This is a genomic window from Rhodanobacter sp. B2A1Ga4 (assembly GCF_018101315.1).
GTDB classification, from domain to species: domain Bacteria; phylum Pseudomonadota; class Gammaproteobacteria; order Xanthomonadales; family Rhodanobacteraceae; genus Rhodanobacter; species Rhodanobacter thiooxydans_A.
Genome location: NZ_JADBJR010000006.1, coordinates 106,375 through 132,131 on the forward strand (window position 1 = coordinate 106,375; position 25,757 = coordinate 132,131).

General features: G+C 62.1%; 26 protein-coding genes and 1 tRNA gene. 15 read left to right on the forward strand and 12 right to left on the reverse strand.

Translation table 11 applies throughout. The annotated features are described in order from the left end of the window. Positions 1-2: 2 nt before the first annotated feature. From IMW82_RS16290 to dapD, 3 genes are read right to left on the reverse strand one after another with little or no spacing between them, the layout of a single operon-like run. Positions 3-500: a DUF2165 domain-containing protein gene (locus IMW82_RS16290; RefSeq protein WP_211005327.1), complete on the reverse strand. Its 498-nt coding sequence runs from the start codon at positions 498-500 to the stop codon at positions 3-5. Position 501: 1 nt separating this feature from the next. Continuing rightward, a complete protein-coding gene (locus IMW82_RS16295; RefSeq protein ID WP_211005328.1) occupies positions 502-858 on the reverse strand; it encodes a Spx/MgsR family RNA polymerase-binding regulatory protein in 357 nt (118 codons plus the stop codon). Next, the gene (gene dapD, locus IMW82_RS16300; protein WP_211005329.1) at positions 855-1,682 is read right to left on the reverse strand and encodes a 2,3,4,5-tetrahydropyridine-2,6-dicarboxylate N-succinyltransferase; all 828 of its coding nucleotides are present in this window, start codon (positions 1,680-1,682) and stop codon (positions 855-857) included. Before dapD ends, IMW82_RS16295 begins: the two co-directional genes overlap by 4 nt. A 269-nt stretch (positions 1,683-1,951) precedes the next feature. Here dapD and IMW82_RS16305 point away from each other — a divergent pair, with 269 nt between their 5' ends. From IMW82_RS16305 to IMW82_RS16335, 7 genes are all read left to right on the forward strand, one after another. After that, on the forward strand, positions 1,952-2,230 hold the full coding sequence (locus IMW82_RS16305; RefSeq protein WP_108471065.1) for a hypothetical protein: 279 nt from the start codon (positions 1,952-1,954) through the stop codon (positions 2,228-2,230). A gap of 81 nt (positions 2,231-2,311) precedes the next feature. Next, on the forward strand, positions 2,312-2,638 hold the full coding sequence (locus IMW82_RS16310) for a hypothetical protein (RefSeq protein ID WP_108471064.1): 327 nt from the start codon (positions 2,312-2,314) through the stop codon (positions 2,636-2,638). A 371-nt stretch (positions 2,639-3,009) separates the two neighbouring features. Continuing rightward, complete coding sequence (locus tag IMW82_RS16315) at positions 3,010-3,966, forward strand: site-specific integrase (protein WP_211005330.1); 957 nt, start codon at positions 3,010-3,012, stop codon at positions 3,964-3,966. A 577-nt stretch (positions 3,967-4,543) separates the two neighbouring features. Then, positions 4,544-4,813 (forward strand): hypothetical protein, encoded by a 270-nt coding sequence (locus tag IMW82_RS16320; protein ID WP_211005331.1) that lies wholly within the window; start codon positions 4,544-4,546, stop codon positions 4,811-4,813. A gap of 12 nt (positions 4,814-4,825) precedes the next feature. Continuing rightward, complete coding sequence (locus tag IMW82_RS16325; RefSeq protein ID WP_211005332.1) at positions 4,826-5,215, forward strand: hypothetical protein; 390 nt, start codon at positions 4,826-4,828, stop codon at positions 5,213-5,215. A 208-nt stretch (positions 5,216-5,423) separates the two neighbouring features. Continuing rightward, positions 5,424-6,878, forward strand: coding sequence for a DEAD/DEAH box helicase (locus tag IMW82_RS16330; RefSeq protein WP_211005333.1), 1,455 nt, complete (start codon positions 5,424-5,426; stop codon positions 6,876-6,878). Between the two features lie 526 nt (positions 6,879-7,404). Continuing rightward, on the forward strand, positions 7,405-7,749 hold the full coding sequence (locus tag IMW82_RS16335; RefSeq protein ID WP_211005334.1) for a hypothetical protein: 345 nt from the start codon (positions 7,405-7,407) through the stop codon (positions 7,747-7,749). A gap of 168 nt (positions 7,750-7,917) precedes the next feature. On the opposite strand, the gene IMW82_RS16340 is transcribed toward IMW82_RS16335, so the two are convergent. The 3 genes from IMW82_RS16340 to uvrB form a co-directional block, all read right to left on the reverse strand. Beyond that, positions 7,918-8,601, reverse strand: coding sequence for a hypothetical protein (locus tag IMW82_RS16340; RefSeq protein WP_211005335.1), 684 nt, complete (start codon positions 8,599-8,601; stop codon positions 7,918-7,920). Positions 8,602-9,335: 734 nt separating this feature from the next. Next, positions 9,336-9,410 (reverse strand) — tRNA-Val (locus tag IMW82_RS16345). A 91-nt stretch (positions 9,411-9,501) separates the two neighbouring features. Beyond that, the gene (gene uvrB, locus IMW82_RS16350) at positions 9,502-11,526 is read right to left on the reverse strand and encodes an excinuclease ABC subunit UvrB (protein WP_211005336.1); all 2,025 of its coding nucleotides are present in this window, start codon (positions 11,524-11,526) and stop codon (positions 9,502-9,504) included. Positions 11,527-11,646: 120 nt separating this feature from the next. Between uvrB and IMW82_RS16355 the strand changes: the two genes are divergently transcribed. The 4 genes from IMW82_RS16355 to IMW82_RS16370 all read left to right on the forward strand — a co-directional run bounded on the left by IMW82_RS16355 (position 11,647) and on the right by IMW82_RS16370 (position 16,144). Continuing rightward, complete coding sequence (locus IMW82_RS16355; protein ID WP_280518379.1) at positions 11,647-12,240, forward strand: GspH/FimT family pseudopilin; 594 nt, start codon at positions 11,647-11,649, stop codon at positions 12,238-12,240. A 110-nt stretch (positions 12,241-12,350) separates the two neighbouring features. Beyond that, complete coding sequence (locus IMW82_RS16360) at positions 12,351-13,112, forward strand: glucose 1-dehydrogenase (RefSeq protein ID WP_211005338.1); 762 nt, start codon at positions 12,351-12,353, stop codon at positions 13,110-13,112. A gap of 25 nt (positions 13,113-13,137) precedes the next feature. Continuing rightward, positions 13,138-13,575, forward strand: coding sequence for a universal stress protein (locus tag IMW82_RS16365; protein ID WP_211005339.1), 438 nt, complete (start codon positions 13,138-13,140; stop codon positions 13,573-13,575). A gap of 37 nt (positions 13,576-13,612) precedes the next feature. Next, positions 13,613-16,144, forward strand: coding sequence for a cation-translocating P-type ATPase (locus IMW82_RS16370; RefSeq protein WP_211005340.1), 2,532 nt, complete (start codon positions 13,613-13,615; stop codon positions 16,142-16,144). Between the two features lie 6 nt (positions 16,145-16,150). Here the strand turns inward: IMW82_RS16370 and IMW82_RS16375 are convergent, their stop codons facing one another. The 6 genes from IMW82_RS16375 to IMW82_RS16400 all read right to left on the reverse strand — a co-directional run bounded on the left by IMW82_RS16375 (position 16,151) and on the right by IMW82_RS16400 (position 21,046). Then, complete coding sequence (locus tag IMW82_RS16375; protein WP_211005341.1) at positions 16,151-16,573, reverse strand: OsmC family protein; 423 nt, start codon at positions 16,571-16,573, stop codon at positions 16,151-16,153. 31 nt (positions 16,574-16,604) lie between these two features. Beyond that, the gene (locus tag IMW82_RS16380; RefSeq protein WP_211005342.1) at positions 16,605-17,984 is read right to left on the reverse strand and encodes an ATP-binding protein; all 1,380 of its coding nucleotides are present in this window, start codon (positions 17,982-17,984) and stop codon (positions 16,605-16,607) included. Further along, positions 17,981-18,655: a response regulator transcription factor gene (locus tag IMW82_RS16385; protein ID WP_211005343.1), complete on the reverse strand. Its 675-nt coding sequence runs from the start codon at positions 18,653-18,655 to the stop codon at positions 17,981-17,983. Before IMW82_RS16385 ends, IMW82_RS16380 begins: the two co-directional genes overlap by 4 nt. Positions 18,656-18,659: 4 nt before the next feature. Then, on the reverse strand, positions 18,660-19,256 hold the full coding sequence (locus tag IMW82_RS16390; protein ID WP_211005344.1) for a cytochrome b/b6 domain-containing protein: 597 nt from the start codon (positions 19,254-19,256) through the stop codon (positions 18,660-18,662). A 26-nt stretch (positions 19,257-19,282) separates the two neighbouring features. Further along, positions 19,283-19,555, reverse strand: coding sequence for a PepSY domain-containing protein (locus tag IMW82_RS16395; protein WP_211005345.1), 273 nt, complete (start codon positions 19,553-19,555; stop codon positions 19,283-19,285). Between the two features lie 66 nt (positions 19,556-19,621). Continuing rightward, on the reverse strand, positions 19,622-21,046 hold the full coding sequence (locus IMW82_RS16400; RefSeq protein ID WP_211005346.1) for a GGDEF domain-containing protein: 1,425 nt from the start codon (positions 21,044-21,046) through the stop codon (positions 19,622-19,624). A gap of 186 nt (positions 21,047-21,232) precedes the next feature. Between IMW82_RS16400 and IMW82_RS16405 the strand changes: the two genes are divergently transcribed. The 4 genes from IMW82_RS16405 to IMW82_RS16420 all read left to right on the forward strand — a co-directional run bounded on the left by IMW82_RS16405 (position 21,233) and on the right by IMW82_RS16420 (position 25,714). Further along, the gene (locus tag IMW82_RS16405) at positions 21,233-22,624 is read left to right on the forward strand and encodes an MBL fold metallo-hydrolase (RefSeq protein WP_211005347.1); all 1,392 of its coding nucleotides are present in this window, start codon (positions 21,233-21,235) and stop codon (positions 22,622-22,624) included. A 179-nt stretch (positions 22,625-22,803) separates the two neighbouring features. Then, positions 22,804-23,055, forward strand: a complete 252-nt coding sequence (locus tag IMW82_RS16410; protein WP_211005348.1) for a hypothetical protein — start codon at positions 22,804-22,806, stop codon at positions 23,053-23,055. Continuing rightward, positions 23,052-24,017 carry a c-type cytochrome gene (locus IMW82_RS16415; RefSeq protein ID WP_211005349.1) on the forward strand — a complete coding sequence of 322 codons (966 nt, stop codon included), beginning with the start codon at positions 23,052-23,054 and terminating at the stop codon, positions 24,015-24,017. Before IMW82_RS16410 ends, IMW82_RS16415 begins: the two co-directional genes overlap by 4 nt. Next, entirely contained in the window at positions 24,017-25,714 is a 1,698-nt protein-coding gene (locus IMW82_RS16420; protein WP_211005350.1) for a cbb3-type cytochrome c oxidase subunit I, read from the forward strand. The genes IMW82_RS16415 and IMW82_RS16420 overlap by 1 nt, the downstream gene beginning before the upstream one ends. The last annotated feature ends 43 nt before the right edge of the window (positions 25,715-25,757 follow it).

Sequence of the window (25,757 nt, forward strand, 5' to 3'; positions counted from 1 at the left end):
CTTCAATCGTCGAGCTCGTCGTCGCGCTGGCCCAGGCAGACCAGCGCCAGCAAAAGCACCACGACGAAACGGAACGCACTGGCCAGCCCGTTCCACTGCGTGGACATCCACATGCCGAACCATTCGCCGCCGATCGCCATGAAGCCGCCCAGCCACAGCAGCAGGCCCAGCGTGAGCCCGGCCACGGCGACACGTGCACTCCGGCGGAACAGCGCAGCCGGCGCGCGGCGCGCACGCCACAGGCGCCACGCACCCAGCCCGCACAGCACGGCGGCCAGCGTTTCGATGGCGATGATCAGCACATAGGCCGCATGCTGCAGCAGCGGCGCATGGATCGCGCGGTAGTGGATGCTGGCATCGGGGAAGATCGAATCCATCGCCAGCACGTGCTGCACGAAGACCAGGTTGCTGCGGTAGTCGGTGAGGTTGCCGAACGCGACCAGCGCCAGCCACAGCGCGATCGTCGCCACCAGCACGATCTTCGAGAGGCGCAGCGGCATGTCAGTGCGCGAACAGCTTCTTGAAGCCGTTGTCGGTGAAGCCCACGCTCACCGAACCATCGGGAAGCACCACCACCGGGCGGCGGATCAGCGCGGGATATTCCTTCAGCAGCAAGGTCCATTCCGGATCGCTGCCCGGGTTCTTGCGTTGCGGCAGCAGGTTGCGCCAGGTGGTGGAGGACTTGTTGACCAGCTTCTCCCAGCCGCCGAGCTGCGCCGCCCAGGCTTTCAGCGTGGCCGCTGGCACCGGGTTGGCGCGGTAGTCGACGAAGTCGTGCGCCACCTCGAAGCGGGCCAGCCAGTTGCGCGCCTTGCGGCAGGTGTCGCAGGTGGGCAGTCCATAGAGGACGGGATTCATTCGCCGCTCCTGAGCAGTTCGTTGATGCTGGTCTTGCCCCGTGTCTTCGCGTCCACCTGCTTGACGATGATCGCCGCGTACAGGCTGTGGCTGCCGTCGGCCGCCGGCAGGCTGCCGGCCACCACCACGCTGCCGGCCGGCACGCGGCCGTAGCTGACCTCGCCGGTGGCACGGTTGTAGATACGGGTGGACTGGCCGAGGAACACGCCCATGCCGATCACGCTGCCCTTCTCCACCACCACGCCCTCGACCACTTCCGAGCGCGCACCGATGAAGCAGCCGTCCTCGATGATGGTGGGGTTGGCCTGCAGCGGCTCCAGCACGCCGCCGATGCCGACGCCGCCGGACAGGTGCACGCCCGCGCCGATCTGCGCGCAGGAGCCGACCGTGGCCCAGGTATCGACCATGCTGCCGACGCCGACGAAGGCACCGATGTTGACGTAGCTGGGCATCAGCACCGCATCCTTCGCGATGTGCGCGCCGCGGCGCACCAGCGCACCGGGCGCCACGCGTGCGCCGAGTTGCTGCAGTTCGGCGTCGTTGCCGTGGGCGAAGCGCAGCGGCACCTTGTCGAACGCCTGCGCCGGGCCACCGTCGACCACGCGGTTGTCATTGATGCGGAAGTACAGCAGCACCGCCTTCTTGAGCCACTGGTTCACCGTCCAGCCGCCATGGCCGTCCGGCTCGGCGACGCGGCGCTCGCCGGATTCGAGCAGGTCGAGCACCTGGTCGATGGCGGGCCGCAGGTGGGTCTCGATCTCGGCCTGGGTGAGTGCGTTGCGGCGCTCGAAGGCGTCGTCGATCAGGGTTTCGATGGCTTGCATGAGGCTCGTTCGCTTGGGGCCGGCGCCGAATGCGGCGGCGACCAGGAGTACGTGCCGCGACGACGACGGCCGCGGCGGGATTCAGCCATCCACGATGGCAGGTTCTCCATTCTTCCACAGCCGGCCGGCCAGCCGCGAGTCGGACCATGGTCAAGCGGCGCGGGAGATTCCATTTTCACCGCGCCGAGACGATGGCTGTGCCCATCATGCGCCACGGCCCGCTACCGCCTCGCGGGGCCCTCCGCCAACCCGCCCCGGGGGATCACGACATGCACGATCAGATCAACGAGGGTTCCATGGTTTTCGTCGCCGACGGCAGCGAGGGCATCGGCTCCGTCCGCGAGATCCGGCATGGGCTGCCGGAGCTGTTGGTCTACATCGAGAACGCCGGCGATTTCGTGGTGCCGATGTCGGCCGTCAAGGCCGTGCATTCCGGCAAGGTCGTCCTCGATTTCGACCAGTTGGACCTGCGCCTGCGCAACGCCATCCGCCATGCGCGCGACTCGGAAGACCCGAACTACTTGTCCCCTTCGTCGGAGGACGAATAGAAGCGCCCCGCCCGGCGCAGGCGGCAGCGGCCGGTTTGCCGATACGATGGCGCCTTTCCGGTGCAAGGTAGCCTGCGTGGCATGATCGACAAGGACGAGGACAGGCTGAACCGGCAACTCGACCGCTTCGAACGGCAGTTGCCACAAGGCGTCGGCCGCAGCCTGCGCTGGCTGCGCGAACCGTCGGCGCGCTGGCTACGCATTCCGGTGGGGTTGCTGCTCGTCGCCGGGGGCATCTTCAGCATCCTGCCGCTCCTGGGCCTGTGGATGCTGCCGCTCGGCCTGTTGCTGCTGGCGCAGGACCTGCCCTTCCTGCGCCGCCCGACGCGGCGGGCCCTGTTATGGGCGGAACGGCGCTGGGTTCGATGGAAACGATCCCGCCGCCGTACGCGGCAGGGCAAGGGCTGAAATCCGCCCCCGACCGGCACATCGCTGCCCTCTGGCAGGGCCGCGCGGCCGGTTACCACGATACCGCCATCAAAATCCCGCCGCCTCGCGTTGGCCGATGGCACCACGATGACGGCGGCCCCAATCCGACCCGGCCAGCGACCGGTTTGGCATGAACGAAAAAGCCGCCCATGAATGGGCGGCTTTTCCTGGATTGCTGCGTACGACCGCGATGGAAGATGAATGCCAGCGCCACCGTATACAAGGTGGTGGGCGGTACAAGGATCGAACTTGTGACCCCTACCATGTCAAGGACCAAGGTCTAACCTCCTGATTGTAGACGGCTAAACGCCTCCTAGAGAACTCCCGTTCACACCTAAGGAGTTCACAACATGGCCAACATCCGCCAACTGCCTAGCGGCAGCTACAACGCTCAGGTACGTATCAAGGGACACCCTCAGAAGTCTAAGACCTTCCCCACAGAGGGGGAGGCTCAGGTATGGGCTAAGCAACAGGAAGCTCTCAGCAAGGAACACAAGGCTCATACCATCTACACCCTAGGCATGTCCTACAGGGAAGCCAGGCTGAAAGGGAGAGGAAGCTATGGGCAAGCTCTCATCATCCTTCAGCAACTGTCTACAGCCTTCCCTCAGCCAATACATGAGATCACCAAGGAGCAAGTGAACAAGTTCAAGCTAGACAGGCTCAAGATTGTGAAGCCTTCCACTGTCAGAACTCAGCTGTCTTTCCTGTCTAGGTTCTACAGGTGGGCAAAGAGGGAACTACTGATAGACGTAGTCAACCCTGTTGCAGACATAGCCCTACCAGCTCCGTCTAAGCCTAGTGACAAGGTGGTCAGTCCTGAGGAGCTAGCCCTTGTCATCAAGGAGCTTCCTAAGACTATGTCCCTCATAGTCGAGCTAGCCTATGAATCAGCCATGAGAAGGTCAGAGATGACTAAGCTAACTCCTTCCTGCCTACATCTAGAGGAACGGATAGCAGACGTCATAGACGGTAAGAACGGGACAAGGTCTGTCCCTCTCACTAGGAGGGCTGTAGAGCTTCTACAGGAGGCTCTAGCGCTCATGGGAGAGCATGCCTCTCCTAAGTCTCAGGTGTTCCCTGTCACCCCTCATGCTGTCTCTACAGCGGTTAGAAGGGCTAGGAGGCTGGCGGGGCTAGATGAGAGCGTGAAGCTCCATCAGCTTAGGCATACACGGATAACTAACGTAGCTAAGAGGGGGTTTAACAATAGTCAGATAATGATTGTGTCAGGTCATAGGGACACTAGATCAGTGGCTAGATATTCCCATCTAAATGCTAAGGATGTCTTACACCTGATAGATTGACTATAGATCAGGGGCTAGTGAGCCTCTGAGCCTTCCATAGAGCCTCTCTAAGAGCCTCCTAGGACATGACTAGTACGGATGTATTAGTTAGCCCCTAGGACAGCCTTAGAGAGGCTTATTTGTTATTGGTGCTAGATAAGAGCCAAGCCTTAGAGTTATGCGGTGTGGGACAATGGTACAAAAATTGTAGAAAATATCTTGGCGGATAACACCTACCCAAAATACTTTAACCAATCCTTGGTTTTTTTTCCACTTTTGGGGTCTATATACATATATAGAAGTAATTCTCTAGAGGAAGTAAGTACTATTCCCTAAATTCCCGATACTAGTATATATACCTGTACAGAAATATTTCCTGGATTGTCCAAATTTCCGGTAATAGTATATATAGAACTAATACTCTTAGAGGACTATATCTCTAACCTATTGATCTATCTACATTATCAAAAATAGTTGAAGTTTATTTACTCGATTGTCTAAATTTGAGGTCTATACACATATAGGAAAAGATTTCCTAGGGGATATTATTCATCATTAATACATAACTTCCCTAAGTAGGGAACAACAAGGAGTAATTATGAGCATCACCATTGAAGACGTAGTCAAGCTACAGCATGAGCAACTAAGAACCGTTGGACAAAAGATCATCTATCTAACTATCCGTAATGGTGGGCAAGAGAATGGATGGGCTAGTTTTAGTCTATCTGAGCTAGCTAGGGATACAGGACTCACTAGGAGAGGCTTGTATAAGACTCTCCATAACATGAAAGATTGTGGACTGGTAGAAATCTATAACGATAGAGCTACTACTACTTCTAAGAATAAATATCGAGCCATTGAACTATAAGGAACTAATAATATGAATGATCTATTTGAAGGAAACGTTAACCTATTTGATGAGCAAGAGGCAGAGAGTCAGCCTCAAGCTACTGCTACCACTAAACGTAAGCTCAACCCTAAGAATGACAAGGATGCAAGAGAGCTAATGACCTTGCTTCAGATCAAGGCTATGAGTGATCTATACAAGAATGATCCACTAGTTAGACAGGACATGGATGCTCAAGCGGCTAAGGAAGCTGCTAAGGCTTTACAGCAAGCTAAGGAGAGCAATGTTAAGCGTGATGCTCTAGGTAATGTCTCAGGGATTAACCATTCAGTGGTGACAGGTGTACACGCCACAGTTAAGAATCAGGTAGAGCTAGCTAAGGCTCTACAGGCTGAGACTTATAAGCGTCACGGTATTCAGTGAATATCTACCATCTAAAAGGACAGGTACATAACTATAAGGGTATTAGCTATAAGATGAACAATCTAGCCCTGTATGAGTGTGTGAACCTTCCTCCCAATAATGTATTGAATGGTATGTTTACTTCTACCGTAGACCTGCACGCTGCTATTGATGCGCTAGAAGTTCAGGCAAGAGAGAAGCTAACCAGCAACGTCCCTCAGGGTAAGCATTGAGTACGCTGTACATTGCTGAAGCATTACCCGGCTCAGGTAAGACAGAGAGATTGATAGCTAAACTTCCTTCTATCCTTGATGAAGGCAAAAGGGTTGTCTACTCACTCCCTACCAATAAGCTAACCAAGGAACTACAGGTTAGGCTTAGGACAGCAGGTGTAGAGGCTCGCTGTATCAATTCGGAGAGCACTACTTCAGTTATAACCAAGGTTGAGGAGGCACTAGCAGAACGTGCCTCAGACGTTCTAGTGATCACCCATGAAGCCCTACAGAGGCTTAGCCCTGTACTACTTCAAGGATGGACATTGATGGTTGATGAGGTGCCTAGCATCTCCTCCTGTCAGAGTCATAACTTCAACCACAATAGTTACCAGAAAGGGTTAGCTCCCTTTGTCATTGTGGATGAAACAGGAAGGGTTACAGTAAGCCCTGAGTATCGAGGAGAGCTAGAGGCTATAGTCAGGGAGGGAGCTAGTCAGAGTGCTTACCAGCAGACTACGCTAGAAGTATTTGAGGCTCTCCTAGATTGGCACTCAGTAGTAGAGGTAGATGGCCTAGATAAGAATATGAAACGTCTAGTTAGGATAGTTGCTTATAAAGACTACCTGTCTAGATTCTCTCAGGCTAAAGAGGTCCATATTCTAGCTAACAATGTTCGTAATACATTGCTAGGTGTACACGCTAAAGCCCACGGATGGGAGTTCAAGCCTTCCCCTTTTACTCCTGAGTTCGACGGCTATAACTGCCTAGTGACTATCTACCCGATGGTTACAGGTGACAGGTGGTCTAAGTCTCTCTGTCTAACTACCCCAGATGGAAGAGTACAAGACAAGTGGTCAGACGATGTACAAGGTAAGAAGCTCTTAGATAACCTCTATGAGTATGTAGAGGGTGAGCCTGTCCTAGTGTTCGCCCACTCATGGATGAACTACCAACACCCAGCTAATGGGCAAGAGTGCAGCATAGACAGTAGAGGCTTGAATAACCTACAGGGCTATCATGCTGCGGCTTGCTTCCAGCATGGGAATATGAGTCCAGACGATGCCAGGAGCTTAGACACTCTCAGTCAGATGATGGACGTATCTAATGAGAGGATTAGAGAGGCTCTAACCTATGAGCGTTTCTATGAGTCTAGCCTTCAGTGCTTTCTCAGAACTGCCATTAGGGACAGAGACAACCAGTCTAACGTTTCCCTATTTGCTCAGAATGAAGACATGGCTAAGCATCTAAAGGACTGTCTAGGACGTACAGCGTTCATAGACACAAGCCTAGCTCATAGCCCTTACCCTAGGGTCAAGAGTAATGAGGTAATGGCCAAGAAGGCTCTTAGGGATGAGGCTCAATACTTAGTTATTGAGCATGGTATGTCTAAAGCAGAGATAGCTAAGATACTTAACCAGCCGCTAGGAACGATCTATAGATGGACTAAGGGACTGATTAAGGTTGCCTAGCTTCGATTCTCAGCAGCGTCATAGGATTCTCAAAAAGCCTTAGGAGCTTCTAAGGGAAAATGAGAATGTCTAAGAACGGATTATTGGAGCTTGTTCTAAGACCTACTATATATAATATAGTGGAAAGTAGAACAGACCTAAGGAGCAAGGATGCCCCCAAGCGTAACCGGATGGGAAACTATTAGGCATTTTTCTAAGAAAATTCTAAGCCGGATATATCCTAAGTATATTGCTACTCCGTAGCCAATACTAAATTTAGTGAAAGAAGGAAGTATGCCCTATGTTGTAAAGAGCAACAACATAGGTGAAAGAGCAAAAGCATGCCTACGGCGTTAAAGAGCATGAAGTAAATCAAGAGCAAGAGCATTAGTCTAAGTAATTATATGCTCTTGATCTTGTCTTTTATTCGTGCTCTTGCTCTTGATCTACTACCTGTATCAGCTTGCTGATATAGGACACACTTCTTTGTTTTCTTATTCATTCATAACTATAAGAGACGTAGTCTCAATTATATATAAGAGGACTTATGAGCATACCTAAAGATGGTAAACAGAAATACAAGGAGGCATATTCACATAATCTCCTGGCTAAGGATTGGGATATTAGCCTAGCTGCCCTAGATAGCTACGCTACAGAACAGGGATGGGACAAGGAACATAAGCTATATTGGCAAGACGTAGCCCTAGAAGTTCTTAAGAAGGGCACTGAGGAGCATAACCTTGTAGCCACTAAGGAACTACTGAGGGCTGTAGGCATCACTAGACCTGTGGGACGTCCTTCTAAATCAGAGGTGCAGAAGCATTTAGCCATAGAAGCCCATATAGCTAATGAATTTGCTGAAGATGTGGCTAGATTGAAGGCTGTTAAGTAATTACGTTAGTAATTATAGTTATTTATTTAGTTAGTATTGGTGCATTGACCTAGAGGCCCATGTTCCAATCTCTAAGGCTCTACAATCAATTACTACACTGTAGGTAATAGCCTCTCCTAGGCCCACTGCTAGGAGGCTCTTACAGGAGCTTACAGAAGCTCTCAGAGGCTAATAGAACTCAGGGTCAATGTGTTTCACTACTACTGTAACCCCAGCGGTTAGCTCCTGTAATTGTTTAGTGGTTTCAATAGTCGAGTAGAGACTAATCCTAATAGAGACAGGCTGTGAGCTAGAGCTAGCCTCTACAGGTTGGGGTGATGTTGTACGAAAATTTGCATATTTGTCGATTGCATCCTGTTTTTCATACTCTGTGGACTTTGGGTCTAGAGCAATCTTTACAAGCCTTTCCTGTTCCTTTTCATCATCTATCTTTTTCTGTATGCGTATATGCCTCTCCTCTTCTGTTTCCTCATGAACAGGAGTAGGAGCCTTCTCTAGATGAACTGTAAAGGCTTCGTCTGAGAAGCATTGAAAGGACGTGCTAAAAGGGGCTGTTACAGTATCGAAGTAATACCATCTATTAGTAAGAATGTTCTTACTTCTGTTTCCTCTCCATGCCTCTAGCTCAATCCTTGCTCTAGCTAATCTGTGAAAGGTGTAATTATGGACAGTGACACCGATACGTTTAGATATTGGACAGTTACTTGGTTCATAGCCAGCATGTGCGACCCTAGCCTCTACCCTCACCCCATAGAACGAATAGGCAGCAATAGAGACAGCAACTAGCACTGTGCATATAAGCCAGAAAGTTCTTTTGGAGATGAGGACTAGCAGCCGTTGCTTCACTGGCAATTTAGACAATTCTGTCAAAGCTCTACCCTCCCCTGTAGGGCCAGCCTAACTCATAGGGACACGTTGCATGTCATCTATGTCTAGCGTTCGGCACTAGCAACCGGTCTCACCCTCCGAAGCTTGAGACACAACCCTCCCCATGTACTCACCCATAGGGCTAGGTGGGAGATTTACAGACTCTCTAGTCAGGAGCTAGTTTCCCTAGACGCCACAAGCCCGACCTAAGGTCTCTTGCAGTGGCTAGTTCCGCCAGTACCCAATGACCTAATGTCATCTACAGTTGGCTCCTGAGAGCTGGCCCGTTTGCCATTTGGCTATACACCGTACAGGAATGTTAAGAATTTGTCAAGCCCTAGGAATTTTCCCCAGAAAATATCTAGCTGCAATTAAGTATATACAGGGCAGCCCTACACCCCCTGCCTACCCCTGAGCATGGTTCTCAGCCGTTGCCCACAGAAACCAACCCTTACCTTTTCCCTGTCAGATACAGGACAGCGGGGACGGTTAGCTCAGCGGTAGAGCTACATGGACGCTAGGCCATGTCCACTACCTTCACAACGTAGGACTCTCCCTAAGTCTATCAATCACTTAGGCCAAGACGTGCACACTTTCCCATGTGAACCTGTCTCCGTGCACATTGCGTAGTGTGAACGGAGGGGGTAATTTGTGAACGTTCCTCAGGCACAAACGAAAGAAGCCACCCCTAAGAATGGCTTCAGACGTGGCTCTGAGATTGGTGGGCGGTACAAGGATCGAACTTGTGACCCCTACCATGTCAAGGTAGTGCTCTACCGCTGAGCTAACCGCCCGCTTCGCGCCGATGTACCGGCTACGCGAGCCGCGCAGTATACGGCAGCCGCCGGCGCTCGACAATATCCCGCGAACCACGCCGCTGACGGCTCAACGCAGGGCCTGCTCGCGCAGCTGGTGGATCTGGTCGCGCAGGCGGGCGGCGTCCTCGAATTCCAGGTTCTGTGCGTGCTTGTACATCTGGGTTTCCAGCTTCTTCAGCATGCCTGCCGCCTGCGGCGCACTGAGCCCGGCGTAGTCGGCGGCCTGCTCGGCCACCGCAGTACGGCCACGCGAGGACGACTTGCTGCCGCGGCGGTTGCCCACCTCGCTGCGCGCACCTTCCATGATGTCGGCGATGCGCCGCACGATGGTGGTCGGGGTGATGCCCTGCTGCAGATTCCACGCCATCTGCTTCTCGCGGCGGCGTGCGGTCTCGTCCATCGCCGCCCGCATCGAGCGGGTGACGTTGTCGGCATACAGGATCGCCTTGCCGCGCACGTTGCGAGCGGCGCGGCCGATGGTCTGGATCAACGAACCGGTGGAACGCAGGAAGCCCTCCTTGTCGGCGTCGAGCACCGCCACCAGCGACACCTCGGGCATGTCCAGGCCCTCGCGCAGCAGGTTGATGCCGACCAGCACGTCGAACTCGCCCAGGCGCAGGTCGCGGATGATCTCGCTGCGCTCGACCGTCTCGATGTCCGAGTGCAGGTAGCGCACCTTCACGTCGTGCTCGGCCAGGTATTCGGTGAGGTTCTCGGCCATCCGCTTGGTCAGCGTGGTGACCAGCACGCGGTCGCCCATCGCCACGCGCTTGTGCACTTCGCTGAGCAGGTCGTCGACCTGGGTGCGCACCGGGCGCACTTCCACTTCGGGATCGACCAGGCCGGTCGGCCGCACCACCAACTCGGTCACCGCGTCGCCGGATTTGTGCAGCTCATAGTCGCGCGGGGTGGCAGAGACGTAGATCGCCCGCGGCACGCGTTCCTCCCACTCCTCGAAACGCAGCGGGCGGTTGTCCACCGCCGACGGCAGGCGGAAGCCGAACTCGACCAGGGTCTCCTTGCGCGAGCGGTCGCCCTTGTACATCGCGCCCAGCTGCGGCACGGTGACGTGCGATTCGTCCACCACCAGCAGGCCATCGGCCGGCAGGTAGTCGAACAGCGTGGGCGGCGGCTCGCCCGGTGCGCGCCGGGTCAGATGGCGCGAGTAGTTCTCGATGCCCTGGCAGTAACCGACCTCGGCCATCATCTCCAGGTCGAAGCGGGTGCGCTGCTCCAGCCGCTGCGCCTCGACCAGCTTGTTCTCCTTGTACAGATATTCCAGCCGTTCCTTCAGCTCGACCTTGATCGTCTCGATCGCGTTGAGCACGCTCTCGCGCGTCGAGGCGTAATGGGTGCGTGGATAGACGGTATAGCGCTGCACCTTGCGGATCGTCTCGCCGGTGAGTGGATCGAACAACGCCATCTTTTCCACTTCGCCGTCGAACAACTCGATGCGCAAGGCCTCGGTCTCCGACTCGGCCGGGAACACGTCGATGATCTCGCCGCGCACGCGATAGGTGCCTCGCCGCAGCTCCATCTCGTTGCGGGTGTACTGCAGCTCGGTCAGCTGATGGATCAGCTTGCGCTGGTCGATCCGCTCGCCGGTGGCCAGAATCAGCCGCAGCGACAGGTAGTCCTCCGGATTGCCCAGGCCGTAGATCGCCGACACAGTGGCGACGATGATCGAATCGCGCCGCGACAACAGCGCTTTGGTCGCCGACAACCGCATCTGCTCGATATGCTCGTTGATCGACGAATCCTTCTCGATGAAGGTGTCCGACGCCACCACGTAGGCTTCCGGCTGGTAATAGTCGTAGTAGCTGACGAAGTACTCCACCGCGTTGTGCGGAAAGAATTCCCTGAACTCGCCGTAGAGCTGCGCCGCCAGCGTCTTGTTCGGCGCCATCACGATGGTCGGGCGCTGCACCCGCTCGATCACGTTGGCGATGGTGTAGGTCTTGCCCGAGCCGGTCACGCCGAGCAGGGTCTGCGCGGCCAGGCCGGCTTCGAAACCCTCGGCGAGGCGCGCGATCGCCTGCGGCTGGTCGCCGGCGGGCTGGTAGGGGGCGGCGAGTTGGAAGCGGTCAGTCATCGGCTACAGATGTGGGCGAGATGGGTCATTTTAAATCGCCCCTGCTGACAGCACGCGTCAGCAGGCACCGACATCCGGAGGGCGGCCGGACGGCTGGCCAGGCGAGGGCAACGCCCTAGCATGAACCTCCCGGACCACGCAGGAAGCGATGCCGTGTCGGACTCGAGGAACGCCCGGCCACGGTGCCGGCAACGGGGCATGAGCCTGATCGAACAGATCATGGTGCTTGCCATCATCGCCGTACTCCTGGGCATTGCCACGCCGCCCCTGCGGCAACTGTTGAGCCGCAACGCGCTGCGGGTTGCCCAGGCCGATTTCATCACCGCCCTGCGGTATGCGCGCGAGACGGCCATCATCAGCGGCAAGCGCACGCTGTTCTGTCCCACCCGGGACGGCAACAGCTGCAACGGCGCCACCCGCTGGGAGAACGGCTGGCTGCTCGGCCGTGACGGCAACCTCGACGACCAGCCTGACGACGGCCCGCTGCACGTTGGCCAAAGCTACGACGGAAAGGTCATCATCCACAGCAGCAATGGCCGGCATGCCGTGCGTTTCCAGCCCGACGGCAGCGCCCGCGGCAGCAACATCACCCTGCTGTTCTGCCAACCCTCCAGCGCGAGCCGCACGCTCGCCGTGGTGGTCTCCAATGCCGGCCGCATCCGCGGCGCTCCCGCCAATGCCGACCAGGTCGCCACCTGCGCCCAGCTGAACTGACCCGCCTCGGCACCATCCGCACGCCGGCATGGCATCCACTTGATCCCGGTCAACACCCGGATATGCCGGCGCGCACATGCTGTGCCACGATCCCCGCAGGAGGCACGGCCATGGGCAGATTGAGCGGCAAGGTAGCGCTGGTGACCGGCGCTGCGGTGGGCATCGGTGCCGCCTGCGCGCGCCGCATGCTGGAAGCCGGCGCGCGGGTGGCCCTGGTTGACCTGCACGACAGGCCGGGACAGCAACTGGCGGCGGAATTCGGCGACAACGCGCGCTACTTCCATGCCGACGTGGCGGTGGAGGCCGAGGTGGCCGCGGCGATCGCCGGCGCGGTGGCAGCGTTTGGACGTCTGGACGTCCTGGTCAACAATGCCGGCATCGCCGGCGCGAACAAGCCGACCCACGAACTCACCGAAGCCGAGTGGGACCGGGTGCAGGCGATCAACGTGAAAGGCGTGTTCTTCTGCACCAAGCACGCGATCGCGCCGCTGCGTGCCGCCGGCGGCGGCAGCATCATCAACCTGTCGTCGATCTACGGCCTGGTTGGCGCGGCGGATTCGCCGCCCTACCACGCGTCCAAGGGTGCGGTGCGACTGATGAGCAAGACCGACGCGATGCTGTATGCCGCCGACCGCATCCGGGTCAACTCGATCCACCCCGGCTTCATCTGGACGCCGATGGTGGAGCAGCACATCGCCTCGATGGGCGGCGACCCCGCCCAGCACCGGCGCGAAACCGGCGCGCTGCATCCGCTGGGCCACATGGGCGAGCCTGACGACATCGCCTGGGGCGTAGTCTACCTGGCGTCCGACGAATCGAAATTCGTGACCGGCAGCGAGCTGGTCATCGATGGCGGCTACACCTGCCGCTGATCACCCCGAGCAAGAGGAGCTCACCATGTTCAAGCACATCCTGCTGCCCACCGACGGTTCCGAACTGTCCCTGCGCGCGGTCGACACCGGCATCGAGCTGGCCGCCAGGCTGGGAGCCAGCGTGTACGCGTTCCATGTGATCGCGCCGTTCCCTGCTTCTGTCTACTTTGCCGAGTTCGTCGTGGCCAATGAGCCGAGCTACACCCGCGACGCCATCGCCAATGCCGAACGCTACCTGGCCGACGTGCGCCAGCGTGCGCAGGCCGCCGGCGTTCCCTGCGAAGGCAGCCACGAGATCGACGCGCGGCCCTATTCGGCGATCGTCGGCGCCGCGCGCAAGCAGCAGTGCGACCTGATCGCGATGGCCTCGCACGGCTGGCGCGGCTTCGACCGACTGCTGCTGGGCAGCGAGACGCACAAGGTGATACTCAACGGCGAAGTGCCGGTACTGGTTTGCCGTTGAGCAACACTCTCAGGCCGAGCGGCATCCGGACCGATTCATGAGCGAAGCAACGCCGTCGCAACCGGCCAGCCGCCCCGGGCTTGACCCCGCCGAGGCCGCGCGCCGACTGGCCGAACACGGCCCGAACCTGCTGCCGGGGAGCACGCCCAAGGGCCTGCTTGCGATCGTCGGCAGCGTGCTGACCGAACCGATGTTCCTGATGCTGCTGGTCGCCGGCGGCCTGTACCTGGCGCTGGGCGACCGCGCCGAGGCGGTGTTCCTGCTGTCGTTCGTGTTCGTCGTCATCGGCATCACGCTGGCGCAGGAGCGCAAGACCCAGCGGGCGCTGGAATCGCTGCGCGAGCTGTCCGCGCCGCGCGCACTGGTGATCCGCGGCGGCGAGGAAGTCCGCGTGCCAGGCCGCGAGGTGGTGGTCGGCGACCTGCTGGTGCTGCACGAGGGCGATCGCATCGCCGCCGATGCCGTGTTGCTGGACGGCCATCTCGACGTCAACGAATCGCTGCTCACCGGCGAAGCGGTGCCGGTGACCAAACTCCCCGGCGAGGACAGCGGCCAGCTGTTCGCCAGCACGGTGGCGACCAAGGGTGTGGGGGTCGCCGAGGTCCGCGCCATTGCCGGGGCCACCGCGGTCGGCCGTATCGGCCAGGCGCTCAGCGCCACCGTGGAACCGGTATCCGGCCTGCAGCAGGCCTCGCGCCGGCTGATCCGCAACCTCACCGTCGGTGGCCTGCTGCTGGCCACAGCCTACGCGCTGCTCGGCTGGCTGTGGGACGGTCACGGCCTGCTGCAAAGCGTGCTGGCCGGCATCGCGCTGACCATGGCGATCCTGCCGGAGGAGATCCCGGTGATCCTCACCGTGTTCCTGGCGCTGGGTGCATGGCGGATCTCCAAGCACAAGGTGCTGACCCGCCGCGTGCCCGCGGTGGAGGCGCTCGGCGCGATCTCGGTGCTGGCGGTGGACAAGACCGGCACACTGACGCAGAACCGCATGCAGGTCGCCGAATTGCGCCTGGTCGACGGCAGTTCGCACGACCGGGACGCGGCCGAGCTGCCCGAGCCGTTCCACGCGCTGGTCGAGTTCGCCATGCTGGCGACGCCGGCCGATCCGTTCGACCCGATGGAGAAGGCGATCCAGCAGTTCGGGCTGCGCTGGCTCACCGATACCGAGCATGTGCACGCCGAGTGGGCGCCGGAATTCGAGTACGCATTGTCGCCCGAGATCCTGGCGATGACCCATGTGTTCCGCGGCGATGCGCGCGACACGCACCTGCTGGCCACCAAGGGCGCGCCGGAAGCAGTGATCGACCTGTGCCACCTGGATGCGGACGCGGCGGCCGCGATCCTGCGCCAGGTCGAGTCGATGGCCGAGCGCGGCCTGCGCGTGCTCGGCGTGGCGCGCGGCGAGTGGCAGGGCGAAGCATGGCCGCGCAGCCAGCACGACTTCGATTTCCGTTTCCTCGGCCTGCTCGGTTTCGTCGACCCGCCGCGCCCGGAAGTACCGGCGGCGATTGCCGAATGCCGCAGCGCTGGCATCCGCATCATCATGATGACCGGCGACCACCCGGCCACCGCGCGGGCGATCGCGCGCGAGGTGGGTCTGAGCGAACGCGCCGAGGTGATCACCGGTGCGGAAATGGCTGCACTGGACGACGCCGCGCTACGCGAACGCCTGCGTCACGTCGACCTGTGCGCGCGGCTCAAGCCCGAGCAGAAGCTGCGCCTGGTGCAGCTGCTGCGCGAAGACGGCGAAGTGGTGGCGATGACCGGCGACGGCGTCAACGACGCGCCCGCGCTGAAGGCCGCCGACGTCGGCATCGCGATGGGCGAGCGCGGCACCGACGTGGCGCGCGAGGCGGCCGCACTGGTGCTGCTGGACGACAGCTTCGCCAGCATCGTCAGCGCGATCCGCCAGGGCCGGCGCATCTACGACAACATCACCAAGGCCACCCGCTTCGTGTTCGCCGTGCACATGCCGATCATCGCGCTGGCGCTGGTGCCCACCCTGCTGCACTGGCCGGTGCTGCTGATGCCGGTGCACATCGTGCTGCTGGAGCTGCTGATCGACCCGGCCTGCTCGGTGGTGTTCGAGGCCGAGCCCGCCAGCGATGACATCATGCGACGACCGCCGCGCGCACCGTCGGATTCCCCGTTCGCCCCCGCCAACCTGCGCCATGCAGTGCTGCAGGGACTGGGCTTCGCCGCCATCCTGCTGCTCGGCTACGGCCTGCTGCCCGGCCAGGGGCTGGATGCCGTGCAGAGCCGCAGCACGGTGTTCATCGCGCTGATCGTTGGGCTGTTCCTGCTGACCCTGGCCAACCGCGACCTGTCCCATCCCGCACTGGCCCGTCATCCAGTGCATAACCCCTGGCTGTTGCGCATGTTCGGCGCCGTGGCGGCGATGCTCGTCATCGTGATCGGCGTGCCGATCTTCCGCGACGTGATGGGCCTGGCGATACCGAACACGCCCATGCTGCTCGCCGGCGCGGTGATGCTGGCCGCCTGCATCGCCTGGCTGGAACTGCTGCGTCGCACGGGGCAACACTGGGACCTGGCAAGCCGGCTGAAATGAGTTCGGTCAGGGTGCGCGGCGCAGTACGCCGGACAACTGCGCGCCCGGCGCCACGGTGTTGAACACCGTGCCGAACTTGCGCACGTTGTCGTGCAGCAGGGCCAAGCGCTGCTCGCTCTCGTCGCTGTCCACCAGGATCTCGTAGTCGATCGATTCCAGCCGCGGCGGCACGTCCTGGCGCACGCCGTGTACGCGCACCTCGACCCCGCGCAGCTGGAACTGCAGGATCGGCGTGACACGCTCGATGCCCTTGAGCATGCAGGCCGACACCGCGGCCAGCAGCAGTTCAGCGGGGTTGAACGCATCGAGGCGGCCGGCCAGATCGGTGTCCAGCAACAGTTCGGCATCCTTGCAGCGGGCGACGCTGCCGTGGGCATCGGTGCGATGTGCCAAGACATGGAAACTCAGCTTGCGAGCGGGATCGGTCATGCGAGTTCTCCAGAATGAGACGGCCGATGGATCAAACGTAGCCGGGCGCATGCGCCGCGTCGGTCGCCACGCGCGGCAGGCTGAAACTGACCTGCGCGCCACCCTGCGCGGAGCGGCCGAAGGCCAGCTCGCCGTGATGCAGTTTGGCGATCGCCTGGGCGATCGACAGGCCCAGCCCGCTGCCTTCACCGACGCTGCCTTCGGGGCGGTGGAAACGCTCGCCCAGTCGCGCCACATCGGCCGCCGCGAAGCCGCTGCCGTTATCGTTCACTTCCAGCGTCACCTGTTCGTTGCGCCCGCCGACGCGCACGTTCACCTGGCCGTGGTCGGGCGCGTGGCGCAGCGCGTTGTCGAGCAAGTTCTGCACCAGGATGCCAAGCAGGCTGCGACTGCCCAGCACGAAGTCGTTGCCGTCGTGGTCCAGCGACAGCTCGATGGAGCGCGCCGCCGCGCGCTCGCTGGCGTCGCGCAGGGCAGCCTCGACCACGCTCACCAGGCGCAACGGTCCGGCGTCGTCCAGTTCGGCCAATTTCTCGACCCGCGCCAGCATCAAGAGCTGGGCCACCAGTCGCTGCATGCGATCCAGTGCCTCCTGCGCGCGCTGCAGGTGCCGCGCGCGGGCGACTGCATCGTCGCCGCGCCCGGCCAGGTCCAGCTCCAGCCGCAGCGCCGCCAGCGGATGGCGCAGTTCGTGCGCCGCATCGGCGGTGAAGCGGCGCTCGTGCTCGAGGCTGCGTTGGAGTCGCGCCACCAGCCGGTCGATCGCTTCGGTGAACGGTGCCAGCTCCACCGGCACCCGCGCATCGGTGAGCGAGGCGCCTGCCGCGTGGGTGTCGGCGGACAGCTGCCGGGTCAGCCGGCGCAGCGGCTTCAGCCCGCTGCGCAAGCCGGCGAACACCATCGGCGGCACCAGCACCAGCAGCGCCAGCAGGGACAGCAGGGCCGGCGCCAGCAGCTTGCGCATCAGCTCGTCGCGCTCATCCAGTGGCGCGCCGACCTGGATCCAGTACTGCCGCTGCGCATCCCAGCGCTGGAACACCCGCCAGCGCCGTTGCCCGTAGGTGACCGAATGGAAGTGCGCATCGCCCGGATCGAAACTCAGCGCGGGCAGCTCCGTGCTGCGAATCAGCAGCTGTCCGCTGGCATTACGCACGGTGATGGCCGGGCGCTGCGCGGTGGCATCGGAGTCCAGCGCATGCCGGTCCGGCAGGCGCGCCGTCCCACCCTGCACCGGCGTAGCTGGCATCACCGCGAACACGCTGGCGGCGGTGCGCACCAGCATCTGGTCGAAGATCTCATCGACCTCGTGCAGGCTGCGCCAGGCCAGCCAGCCGGCGGCGGCACACCACACCAGCACGATGCCGGCCAGCAGCCGCAGCACCAGCCGCCGGTTGAGCGAGGGGCGGATCATGTCGCCGGCCCGCCGGGCGGGTTGATCGCGTAGCCGATGCCGCGCAAGGTGCGGATCCAGCCCGGCCCGAGCTTGTGGCGCAGGTAGTGGATGTGCACTTCCACCGCATTGCTGGCTACCTCCCGGTCCCAGCCATACAGCGCTTCCTCCAGTTGCTCGCGCGAATACGCGCGCCCGGGATGGCGCACCAGCATCTCCAGCAGCGCGTACTCGCGCGCGGTCAGCTCCAGTGCCGCGCCGGCCAGCGTGACGCTGCGCGCGGCCGGGGTGACTTCCAGCGCGCCCAGGCGGATCGCCGGCTCGACCTGGCCATCGGCCCGGCGCAGCAAGGCGCGCAGGCGGGCGGCGAGTTCGTCCAGGTGCACCGGCTTGACCACGTAGTCGTCGGCACCGGCATCCAGTCCGGCGACGCGGTCGGCCAGTTCGTCGCGGGCGGTCAGCAGCAGCACCGGGGTGGCATCCTGGCGTCGGCGCATGCCGGCGATGATCGCCGGGCCGCTGCTGCGCGGCAGGTTCCAGTCCAGCACCGCGGCGGCATACGTCGTGTCGGCCAGCGCGGCGGCGGCCTGGTTGCCGTCGGTGATCCAGTCCACCGCATAGCCGAGCTGGCGCAGGCCGTCGGCCAGCGCCTGCCCCAGTGCCCGGTCGTCTTCGGCTAGCAGGATGCGCATGGCCTCATTCTTGTCGTGCAGCTGGACGGCTTACTTGACTTGCCGCAAGTCGCGGTGCTTTTTCAGCAGCTGCGGCATCCTGCCCCAGCGCGCGCTTGCGGCCGTGGATCATCGCGGCGACCAGGTTCTCGCCGTAGTGCACGCTCTCGCCCACCGCGGCCAGGATGTGCAGCACGACGAGTCCCAGCACGCCGTAGGCTAGCGCTTCGTGCAATTCCTCCAGCCACCCCTCCCCGAAGAATCGGTCGGTGGTCTGCAACCAGCCGGTGACGCCCACCAGCAGCACGCCGACCAGCAGTGCCAGGATCATCACGGCGGCCGCCGGGTTGTGCCCAAGCTGCCGCCGCGAGCGCCCGGCCACACGCTCGCTTAGGTAGTCACGCACGCGGCGCGGGCCGGGCACCCAGTCGGCGAAGCGCGCGTGCCGCGTGCCGACCCAGCCCCACACGAAGCGCACCGCAAGCAGGGCCAGCACGGCGTAGCCGATCCCACGGTGGACCAGCTCGCCGTCCTCGGTGAAAAAGTTGGCGAGGAACAAGCCCGCCAGCGACCAGTGAAACAGGCGGACCAGGGGGTCCCAGACCTTGACTGTGGCATGCATGGGCTTGTCCTCGCGTCAGTGGTTGATCAGCCGCCCTTCTGCTTGACGATGCGGCCGTCGGTGGGGTCGAAGTAGATCTCCACGTTCTTGCCGGCCTTGTCCTTGCCGTAGATCTCGTAGCAGTTGCCCGAGACCTGGAACACCTTGATGGTGTAGCCCTGGTCGAGCACCTTCTGCCTCATCGCCGCTTCGGTCAGCCACTGCGCACGCGGTGCGCTGGTGCATTGCGGTGCGGCGAAGGCGGACGCCGACAGGACGGCGGCAGCGAGGAACAACGGTGCGATGACGATGCGTTTCATGGTGCGTCTCCGGTATCGGCAGGATTGCCTTGGACGGCATTGCAACCGGGACGGCTTATGTGGGTCTTAAGGACCCGTGATGGCGTGCGGAAAGGTTTCCGCCCGGACCGCCTGCGGCAGCGCGATCGCCGCCACCGCCTGGTCCCGCCCCGCATGCTTGGCGTCGTACAGCGCGGTGTCGGCGCGCCGGATCAGGTCCTCGGTGGTCTCGCCAGCGGCGGCCTGTGCCACGCCGATGCTGACCGTGACCGTACGCTGTGGCCAGGCGAAGCCGCGGAACGCATCGAGCAGGCGCGCTGCCACCTCGCTGGCGCCGTGCAGGTCGGTATCCGGCAACAGCAGCACGAACTCTTCGCCGCCGTAGCGTGCGGCCATGTCCGATGGACGCAGCGCCGCGCGCAGCAGCTGGCCGGTGATGCGCAGCACCTGGTCGCCGACCAGGTGGCCGAAATCGTCATTGAAGGACTTGAACCGGTCCAGGTCGAGCATCAGCAGCGAGAACATCGCGTCGTGCTCGCGCTGGCCGCGCAGCAGGCTGGCCAGCGCCTCGTCGAGCGCGCGCCGATTGGCCAGCCCGGTCAGGATGTCGGTGTCGGCATCGTTGCGCAGCAGGATGCTCTTGCGGTGCTGGCGCTCCAGCTCGTCGAACAGGTTGGCCACCCACCACACCAGCCCGGCCACCGCGCCGCCGCTGAACAGGGCCAGCAACACGAACGCCAGTGTTTCGGACAGGCCCAGCCAGGACTGCAGCAGCTCGAACACGAACGCAAAGACCGCTGGCAGCAGCAAGGCCGGCAGCAGCAGGCGGCGCGCCAGCGCACCACCCAGCGTATCTGCCGTGGCCACCCGGGTCAGCCCGAGGGTGGGCGTGACGCACAGCCAGCCTAGGGTCGCCAGCAGCATCAGCAACGAGGTGTGGATCGGCATACGTCCAAATGGCATGCCACTCTTGCCGACCAGCGCGATGCCATAGGAGGCCAGGCCGCTCATCGAGATCACCAGCAGGCCGATGGCCAGTCCCTCGCGCAGATACAGCCAGCGCCGCACGAGCGGCAGCGCGCCCAGGCCACCGAGCAACACGAACCCCACCGCCACCGGTTCGGTCATGCGTCCGGGCCAGCGGCCGGACCACCATGCGGGCGGACCGGCAAACAGGTGGTCGATGCCGGGATCCATCATCCAGAGGTATTCCAGGAGCGTGACCGCACCGATCGCCAGCACGGCCAGCGACAGCCAACGGCCGAAACCCGACCACCATGGCGCGGGGTTCTGACTGAGCAGCAGCGAACTGCCGGACAGTACGAAGCCGATCGCCGCATTCGCCGTCATCGCGGCCTGCCCCGGCCATATCGTGACCAGCAGCGGCCGGTCCCACCACCAGCCGGCCAGCACGACCAGCGCCACCGCGCAGACCAGCAGGGCGACGGCGCGCGAGAAGCGCAGGAAGCCCTGCACGACGACCAGATCGTGGTGGAAAGGCACTGTGATCATGGCGACCCCCATCCATGCCGGGAAGCCTGCCGCCACTCGTGCACGGCAGTACAACGGCACGGCACACACCATGGCACAGTCGGCGGGCGCCCCGAATTGACGACGATCAATCCGGCTATCGAGGTACTCTGCCACAGTCTGCCGCGAGCCGTCCGGACGGCCGTCATCCGCACAGTCGGGGAACGCATGATCATCTACAGTTGCCACGGCGCCGCCAAACAGGTTACCGGCTCGTGCCACCTCGTCACCTGCAACGACCGCCGCGTGCTGATCGACTGCGGCATGTTCCAGGGCAGCGAAGACGTCGAGCGGGCCAACGCCGAACCGTTCGGCTTCGACCCGGCCGGCATCGACGTGCTGCTGCTCACCCATGCCCATCTCGATCATTGCGGCAGGATCCCGTTGCTGGTGCGCCAGGGGTTCCGCGGACGCATCATCACCACCGCCGCCACCCGCGAACTGGCGCGGGTGGTGATGCTCGATGCCGCCGGCCTGCAGGAGGAAGAGGCGCGCCGGGCGCAGCGCCGCAACCACAGCGGCGAGGCGGTGACGCCACCGCTGTACACGCTGGACGACGCACTGCATGCACTGGACTTCTTCGGTGCCGATGTCGGCTATGACGAGACTGTGCAAGTCGTCGAGGGCATCAGCGCGCGCTTCCTCGACGCCGGCCACATCCTCGGCTCGGCCTCGATCCTGCTGCAGCTCGACGACGGCAAGCAGCAGCGCCGCATGCTGTTCTCCGGCGACCTCGGAAACCCTGGCCGGCCGCTGCTGCGCGACCCGACGCCCGCGCCGGCCGCCGACTATGTGGTGATGGAAAGCACCTACGGTGACCGCCCGCACCGTTCGGTGCCCGACTCCGTGGACGAGATGTACCAGGCCATCCGCGAAACGGTGAACCGCCGCGGCAACGTGGTGATTCCCACCTTCGCGCTGGAGCGCACCCAGGAAATCCTCTACTACCTGCACCGCGGCATCGCGGGCGGCGCGATCCCGTCGCACGTGCGGGTGTTCCTCGACTCGCCGATGGCGATTTCCGCCACCGAGATCTTCCGCCGCCATCCGGAATGCTTCGACAAGGGTTTCCTGGATGAACTGCAGCACGGCGATCCGTTCGCCATGCCCGGCCTGCACTTCACCCGCGAGACGGCCGAGTCGATGGCGATCAACAACGTCGACGGCGGCGCGATTATCCTGGCCGGCTCGGGCATGTGCAACGGCGGCCGTGTGCGCCACCACCTCAAGCACAACCTGTGGCGCGAACGCAGCAGCGTGGTGTTCGTCGGCTATGCCGCGGAAGGCACGTTGGCGCGGCGGATCATCGACGGTGCGGCCAGCGTGCGCGTATTCAATGAGGAGATCCCGGTGCGCGCGCAGGTGTGGACCATCAACGGCTTCTCCGCCCACGCCGACCAGCCCTCGCTGCTGGCCTGGCTGGGCGATGTGCCGCGGCGCAAGGTGTTCCTGGTGCACGGCGAGTACGGCCGCGGCATGCGGGCGATGCAGGAGGTGCTGGCCGCGCGCGACGTCGCCTGCCAGCTGCCCGGCCTGCACGAGCCGATCAAGATCGACTGACGGCCGACGCGTGCGGGCGGATGCGCCCGGGAAAGACGCCCCCGCTTGACGTGGATCAAACGCGGTGGCTCCCCCCGCTTCTATATTCTGCCCGCCCGGTACGCGGATCCCTCGGGGAGGGATCCAGTGGTCATCGACGTTTTCGGGTCGCGCTCGAACCAATCTTGGGGAGCAATCGCATGACGCAGCGGATCACTGATCTGACGCTTTCGGTGCTGGCCTGTGTGGCAGCCGTCCTGTTGTCCTGGCCATTCTGGCGCAACTACGAGTATTGGCCCGAATCACACCTCGCGTGGTGGGCCTACTTCGTAATCGGTTTCGTCCTGGCGGTGTACGTGTTCTACGTATTCATCGGCAGCCTGCGCATCCTGTTCCTGCACGACACGCAAGAGCAGGCCGCAACCACCACGGACAAGGCGAAACTCTCATGAGCTGTGGAGTCGGCGGCAGCAGTTGCGAAACACCGCGGCGTCGCGGGGCCTTCGTGGTCCTGGGCATCCTCGCGCTGATCTTCATCGCACTGTCGATATTCTCCTTCCTGAAGTCACGCGGCCAGGTCACCCCCGACACGGTGTCCTTCGGACCGTACAAGGCCACCGACGGCAAGCGGGTCTTCCAGGCCTACAACTGCATGGGCTGCCACACCATGGTCGGCAATGGCGCCTATCTGGGCCCGGATCTGACCAAGGAGTACAGGCGCGCCGGACCTGCGTGGCTGGCGGCGTTCCTGCCTTCCGCGGGCGGCTGGCCGACCAACGCGGCGGTGCGCGCGCAGCTGCTCGATCCGAACCAGCAGGCCGATGCCGGCAGCGATTCGATCGATGCCTACCTGAAGAAGTTTCCGGGCGCCGCCGAGCGCATCGAACGTCGCGGCGGCGGCACCACGATGATGCCGAACCTGCCGCTGACCAGGGACGAAATCGGCCAGCTGATCGCCTACCTCAAGTACACCTCGGCGATGAACACCGAGGGCTGGCCACCGAAGGTCGAGGTGGAAGGACTCGATCATCGCCTGCAGCTTGCACATGGCACCGTGGCGGCAGCGCCGGCACCGGCGCCGTCCGCAGCGCCGGGCCCGGCCAGCGCCGCACTCGATCCCGCCGCGCACGGCGCGCAGCTGGTGAAGGACAACGGCTGCCTGGCATGCCATGCGACCGACGACAAACGCCTGGTCGGCCCGGGCTGGGGAGGCCTGTACAACGCGAAGGTCGCCCTGGCTGACGGCAGCACGGTCACCGCCGATGACGCCTATCTGCAGGAATCGATCCGTCAGCCCAACGCAAAGATCGTGGCGGGTTATCCGACGGGCGTGATGCCCGCCTACGGGACCTTGCTGAAGGACGATGAAGTCAACGCCATCGTGGCCTACCTCCACACCTTGGAGAAGCAGTGATGCAGATCGAATACCAGACCCAAAGGTTGAGCCTGCGCTTCTTCATGCTGATGCTGGTGCTGTTCGTGATCCAGGTCGGTTACGGCCTGCTGCTGGCCACCCAGCAGGTTGACCCGACCGTGCTTGCCGGCGTGATGAACTTCAATGTTGCCCGCGCCGAACACCTCAACCTCGGCATCCTGTGGATCCTGTGCGGCTTCATCGGCGCGATCCTGTTCGTCGGCCCGATCCTGTCCAAACGCGACATGGTCGCGCCATGGCTGATCAAGCTGCTGTTCTACGCGTTGATCGTGATCGCGGTGTGGAACTTCTTCACCCTGCGCCTGGCCCAGGTCGGCATCGCCGGCTGGTGGGAAGGGCAGCCGTGGCTGCAGCAGGGGCTGGAATACCTGGAGGCCGGGCGCATCGCCGGCGTGCTGGTGCTGGTCGGCTTCGCGATCCTCGCCTTCGTGGTGCTGCGCACCTTCCCGCCGGTACGCCAGTGGAACGAGATCCACTGGGGCCTGGGCCTCGGCGTCAGCGCACTGATGGCGGTGTGGGTGTTCGGCCTGTTCTACGTGGCACGGCTGGACCTGCAGGAATATTTCCGCTGGTTCGTGGTGCACTACTGGGTCGAGGGCGTGTGGGAGGTGATCCACATCACCCTGGTCGGCTTCCTGCTGGTGCTGATGTTCAAGGTCGACGTCAAATCGGTGGGCTTCGCCGTGTTCTGGGGCGTGGCACTGGTATGGCTGTCCGGGCTGATCGGCAACGCGCACCACTATTTCTGGATCGGCACGCCGGCGTTCTGGCAGTTCTGGGGTTCGGTGTTCAGCGCGCTGGAGCCGCTGCCGCTGGTGTTCTGCTTCTGGCACATCTACCTCGACGCACACACCAACAAGCGCCCGCTGGAGAACGCGCCCGCGTTCTACTTCATCCTCGGCTCGGTGGTGCTGGAGCAGATCGGTGCGGGCATCCTGGGTTTCAGCATGACCTTCGCGCTGACCAACGTGTGGTCGCACGGCACCTGGGTCACCCCGGGGCATGGGCATCTGGCCCTGTTCGGCACCTTCGGCATGCTGGGTATCGCCGCCGCCTACTTCGCGGTGCCGATCATGCGCAAGGTGACCAATTACGACCAGCGCCTGGGCAAGCTCGGCTTCTGGCTGGTGCTGGTGGGCATGCTCGGCATGGCATTCGCCTTCAACCTGGGCGGCACCGTGCAGATCTACGTCTACCGCATCCTCGGCCTGGACTGGTTCGGCGGTGACGTCGCCCGCTCCATGGGCGTGTTCAAACTGCTGCTGCCGCTGTTCGGCGTCGTCTTCGCGGTGGGTGCGGTGGTGGTGGCCTACGACCTGTTCACGCTGGGGCGTCGCATCAGCGTTCCGGCAGGCACGGATGTGCACGGCGGTTCGGCGGACGTCCACCCGGTCACCCGCTGGAGTCGCCCGCTGAGCGGCTTCGAAGCCGGCATCTGGTTGTTGATGATGTGGGTGTTCGGCACGATCATCACGCTCGGCCTGCTCAGCTTCAACCTGCCGCGCGTGCGCGTGGCTGGCGACCCGACCCTGCCCTATCTGCTGGCGGGCATTGGCTACCCGGGGTTGATGCTGGTGACCCTGCTGTTTGTGTGGCGCTTCCTGGCTTCGATGGAAGCTCGCACGAACGCGGCGAGCATGCCGTCACTGCTGCGGGTGCTGCCCGCGCAGGCCTGAGCACGGGGTGGTGAAGTGACAAGAAAAGGCCGCCGGGGAAACC

What these genes read in the sequence shown, in the direction of transcription:
- IMW82_RS16290 (WP_211005327.1), bottom strand. Translation starts at nt 500, where the DNA reads ATGCCGCTGCGCCTCTCGAAGATCGTGCTGGTGGCGACGATCGCGCTG.
- IMW82_RS16295 (WP_211005328.1), bottom strand. Translation starts at nt 858, where the DNA reads ATGAATCCCGTCCTCTATGGACTGCCCACCTGCGACACCTGCCGCAAG.
- dapD (WP_211005329.1), bottom strand. Translation starts at nt 1,682, where the DNA reads ATGCAAGCCATCGAAACCCTGATCGACGACGCCTTCGAGCGCCGCAAC.
- IMW82_RS16305 (WP_108471065.1), top strand. Translation starts at nt 1,952, where the DNA reads ATGCACGATCAGATCAACGAGGGTTCCATGGTTTTCGTCGCCGACGGC.
- IMW82_RS16310 (WP_108471064.1), top strand. Translation starts at nt 2,312, where the DNA reads ATGATCGACAAGGACGAGGACAGGCTGAACCGGCAACTCGACCGCTTC.
- IMW82_RS16315 (WP_211005330.1), top strand. Translation starts at nt 3,010, where the DNA reads ATGGCCAACATCCGCCAACTGCCTAGCGGCAGCTACAACGCTCAGGTA.
- IMW82_RS16320 (WP_211005331.1), top strand. Translation starts at nt 4,544, where the DNA reads ATGAGCATCACCATTGAAGACGTAGTCAAGCTACAGCATGAGCAACTA.
- IMW82_RS16325 (WP_211005332.1), top strand. Translation starts at nt 4,826, where the DNA reads ATGAATGATCTATTTGAAGGAAACGTTAACCTATTTGATGAGCAAGAG.
- IMW82_RS16335 (WP_211005334.1), top strand. Translation starts at nt 7,405, where the DNA reads ATGAGCATACCTAAAGATGGTAAACAGAAATACAAGGAGGCATATTCA.
- uvrB (WP_211005336.1), bottom strand. Translation starts at nt 11,526, where the DNA reads ATGACTGACCGCTTCCAACTCGCCGCCCCCTACCAGCCCGCCGGCGAC.
- IMW82_RS16355 (WP_280518379.1), top strand. Translation starts at nt 11,647, where the DNA reads ATGAACCTCCCGGACCACGCAGGAAGCGATGCCGTGTCGGACTCGAGG.
- IMW82_RS16360 (WP_211005338.1), top strand. Translation starts at nt 12,351, where the DNA reads ATGGGCAGATTGAGCGGCAAGGTAGCGCTGGTGACCGGCGCTGCGGTG.
- IMW82_RS16365 (WP_211005339.1), top strand. Translation starts at nt 13,138, where the DNA reads ATGTTCAAGCACATCCTGCTGCCCACCGACGGTTCCGAACTGTCCCTG.
- IMW82_RS16370 (WP_211005340.1), top strand. Translation starts at nt 13,613, where the DNA reads ATGAGCGAAGCAACGCCGTCGCAACCGGCCAGCCGCCCCGGGCTTGAC.
- IMW82_RS16375 (WP_211005341.1), bottom strand. Translation starts at nt 16,573, where the DNA reads ATGACCGATCCCGCTCGCAAGCTGAGTTTCCATGTCTTGGCACATCGC.
- IMW82_RS16380 (WP_211005342.1), bottom strand. Translation starts at nt 17,984, where the DNA reads ATGATCCGCCCCTCGCTCAACCGGCGGCTGGTGCTGCGGCTGCTGGCC.
- IMW82_RS16385 (WP_211005343.1), bottom strand. Translation starts at nt 18,655, where the DNA reads ATGCGCATCCTGCTAGCCGAAGACGACCGGGCACTGGGGCAGGCGCTG.
- IMW82_RS16390 (WP_211005344.1), bottom strand. Translation starts at nt 19,256, where the DNA reads ATGCATGCCACAGTCAAGGTCTGGGACCCCCTGGTCCGCCTGTTTCAC.
- IMW82_RS16395 (WP_211005345.1), bottom strand. Translation starts at nt 19,555, where the DNA reads ATGAAACGCATCGTCATCGCACCGTTGTTCCTCGCTGCCGCCGTCCTG.
- IMW82_RS16400 (WP_211005346.1), bottom strand. Translation starts at nt 21,046, where the DNA reads ATGATCACAGTGCCTTTCCACCACGATCTGGTCGTCGTGCAGGGCTTC.
- IMW82_RS16405 (WP_211005347.1), top strand. Translation starts at nt 21,233, where the DNA reads ATGATCATCTACAGTTGCCACGGCGCCGCCAAACAGGTTACCGGCTCG.
- IMW82_RS16410 (WP_211005348.1), top strand. Translation starts at nt 22,804, where the DNA reads ATGACGCAGCGGATCACTGATCTGACGCTTTCGGTGCTGGCCTGTGTG.
- IMW82_RS16415 (WP_211005349.1), top strand. Translation starts at nt 23,052, where the DNA reads ATGAGCTGTGGAGTCGGCGGCAGCAGTTGCGAAACACCGCGGCGTCGC.
- IMW82_RS16420 (WP_211005350.1), top strand. Translation starts at nt 24,017, where the DNA reads ATGCAGATCGAATACCAGACCCAAAGGTTGAGCCTGCGCTTCTTCATG.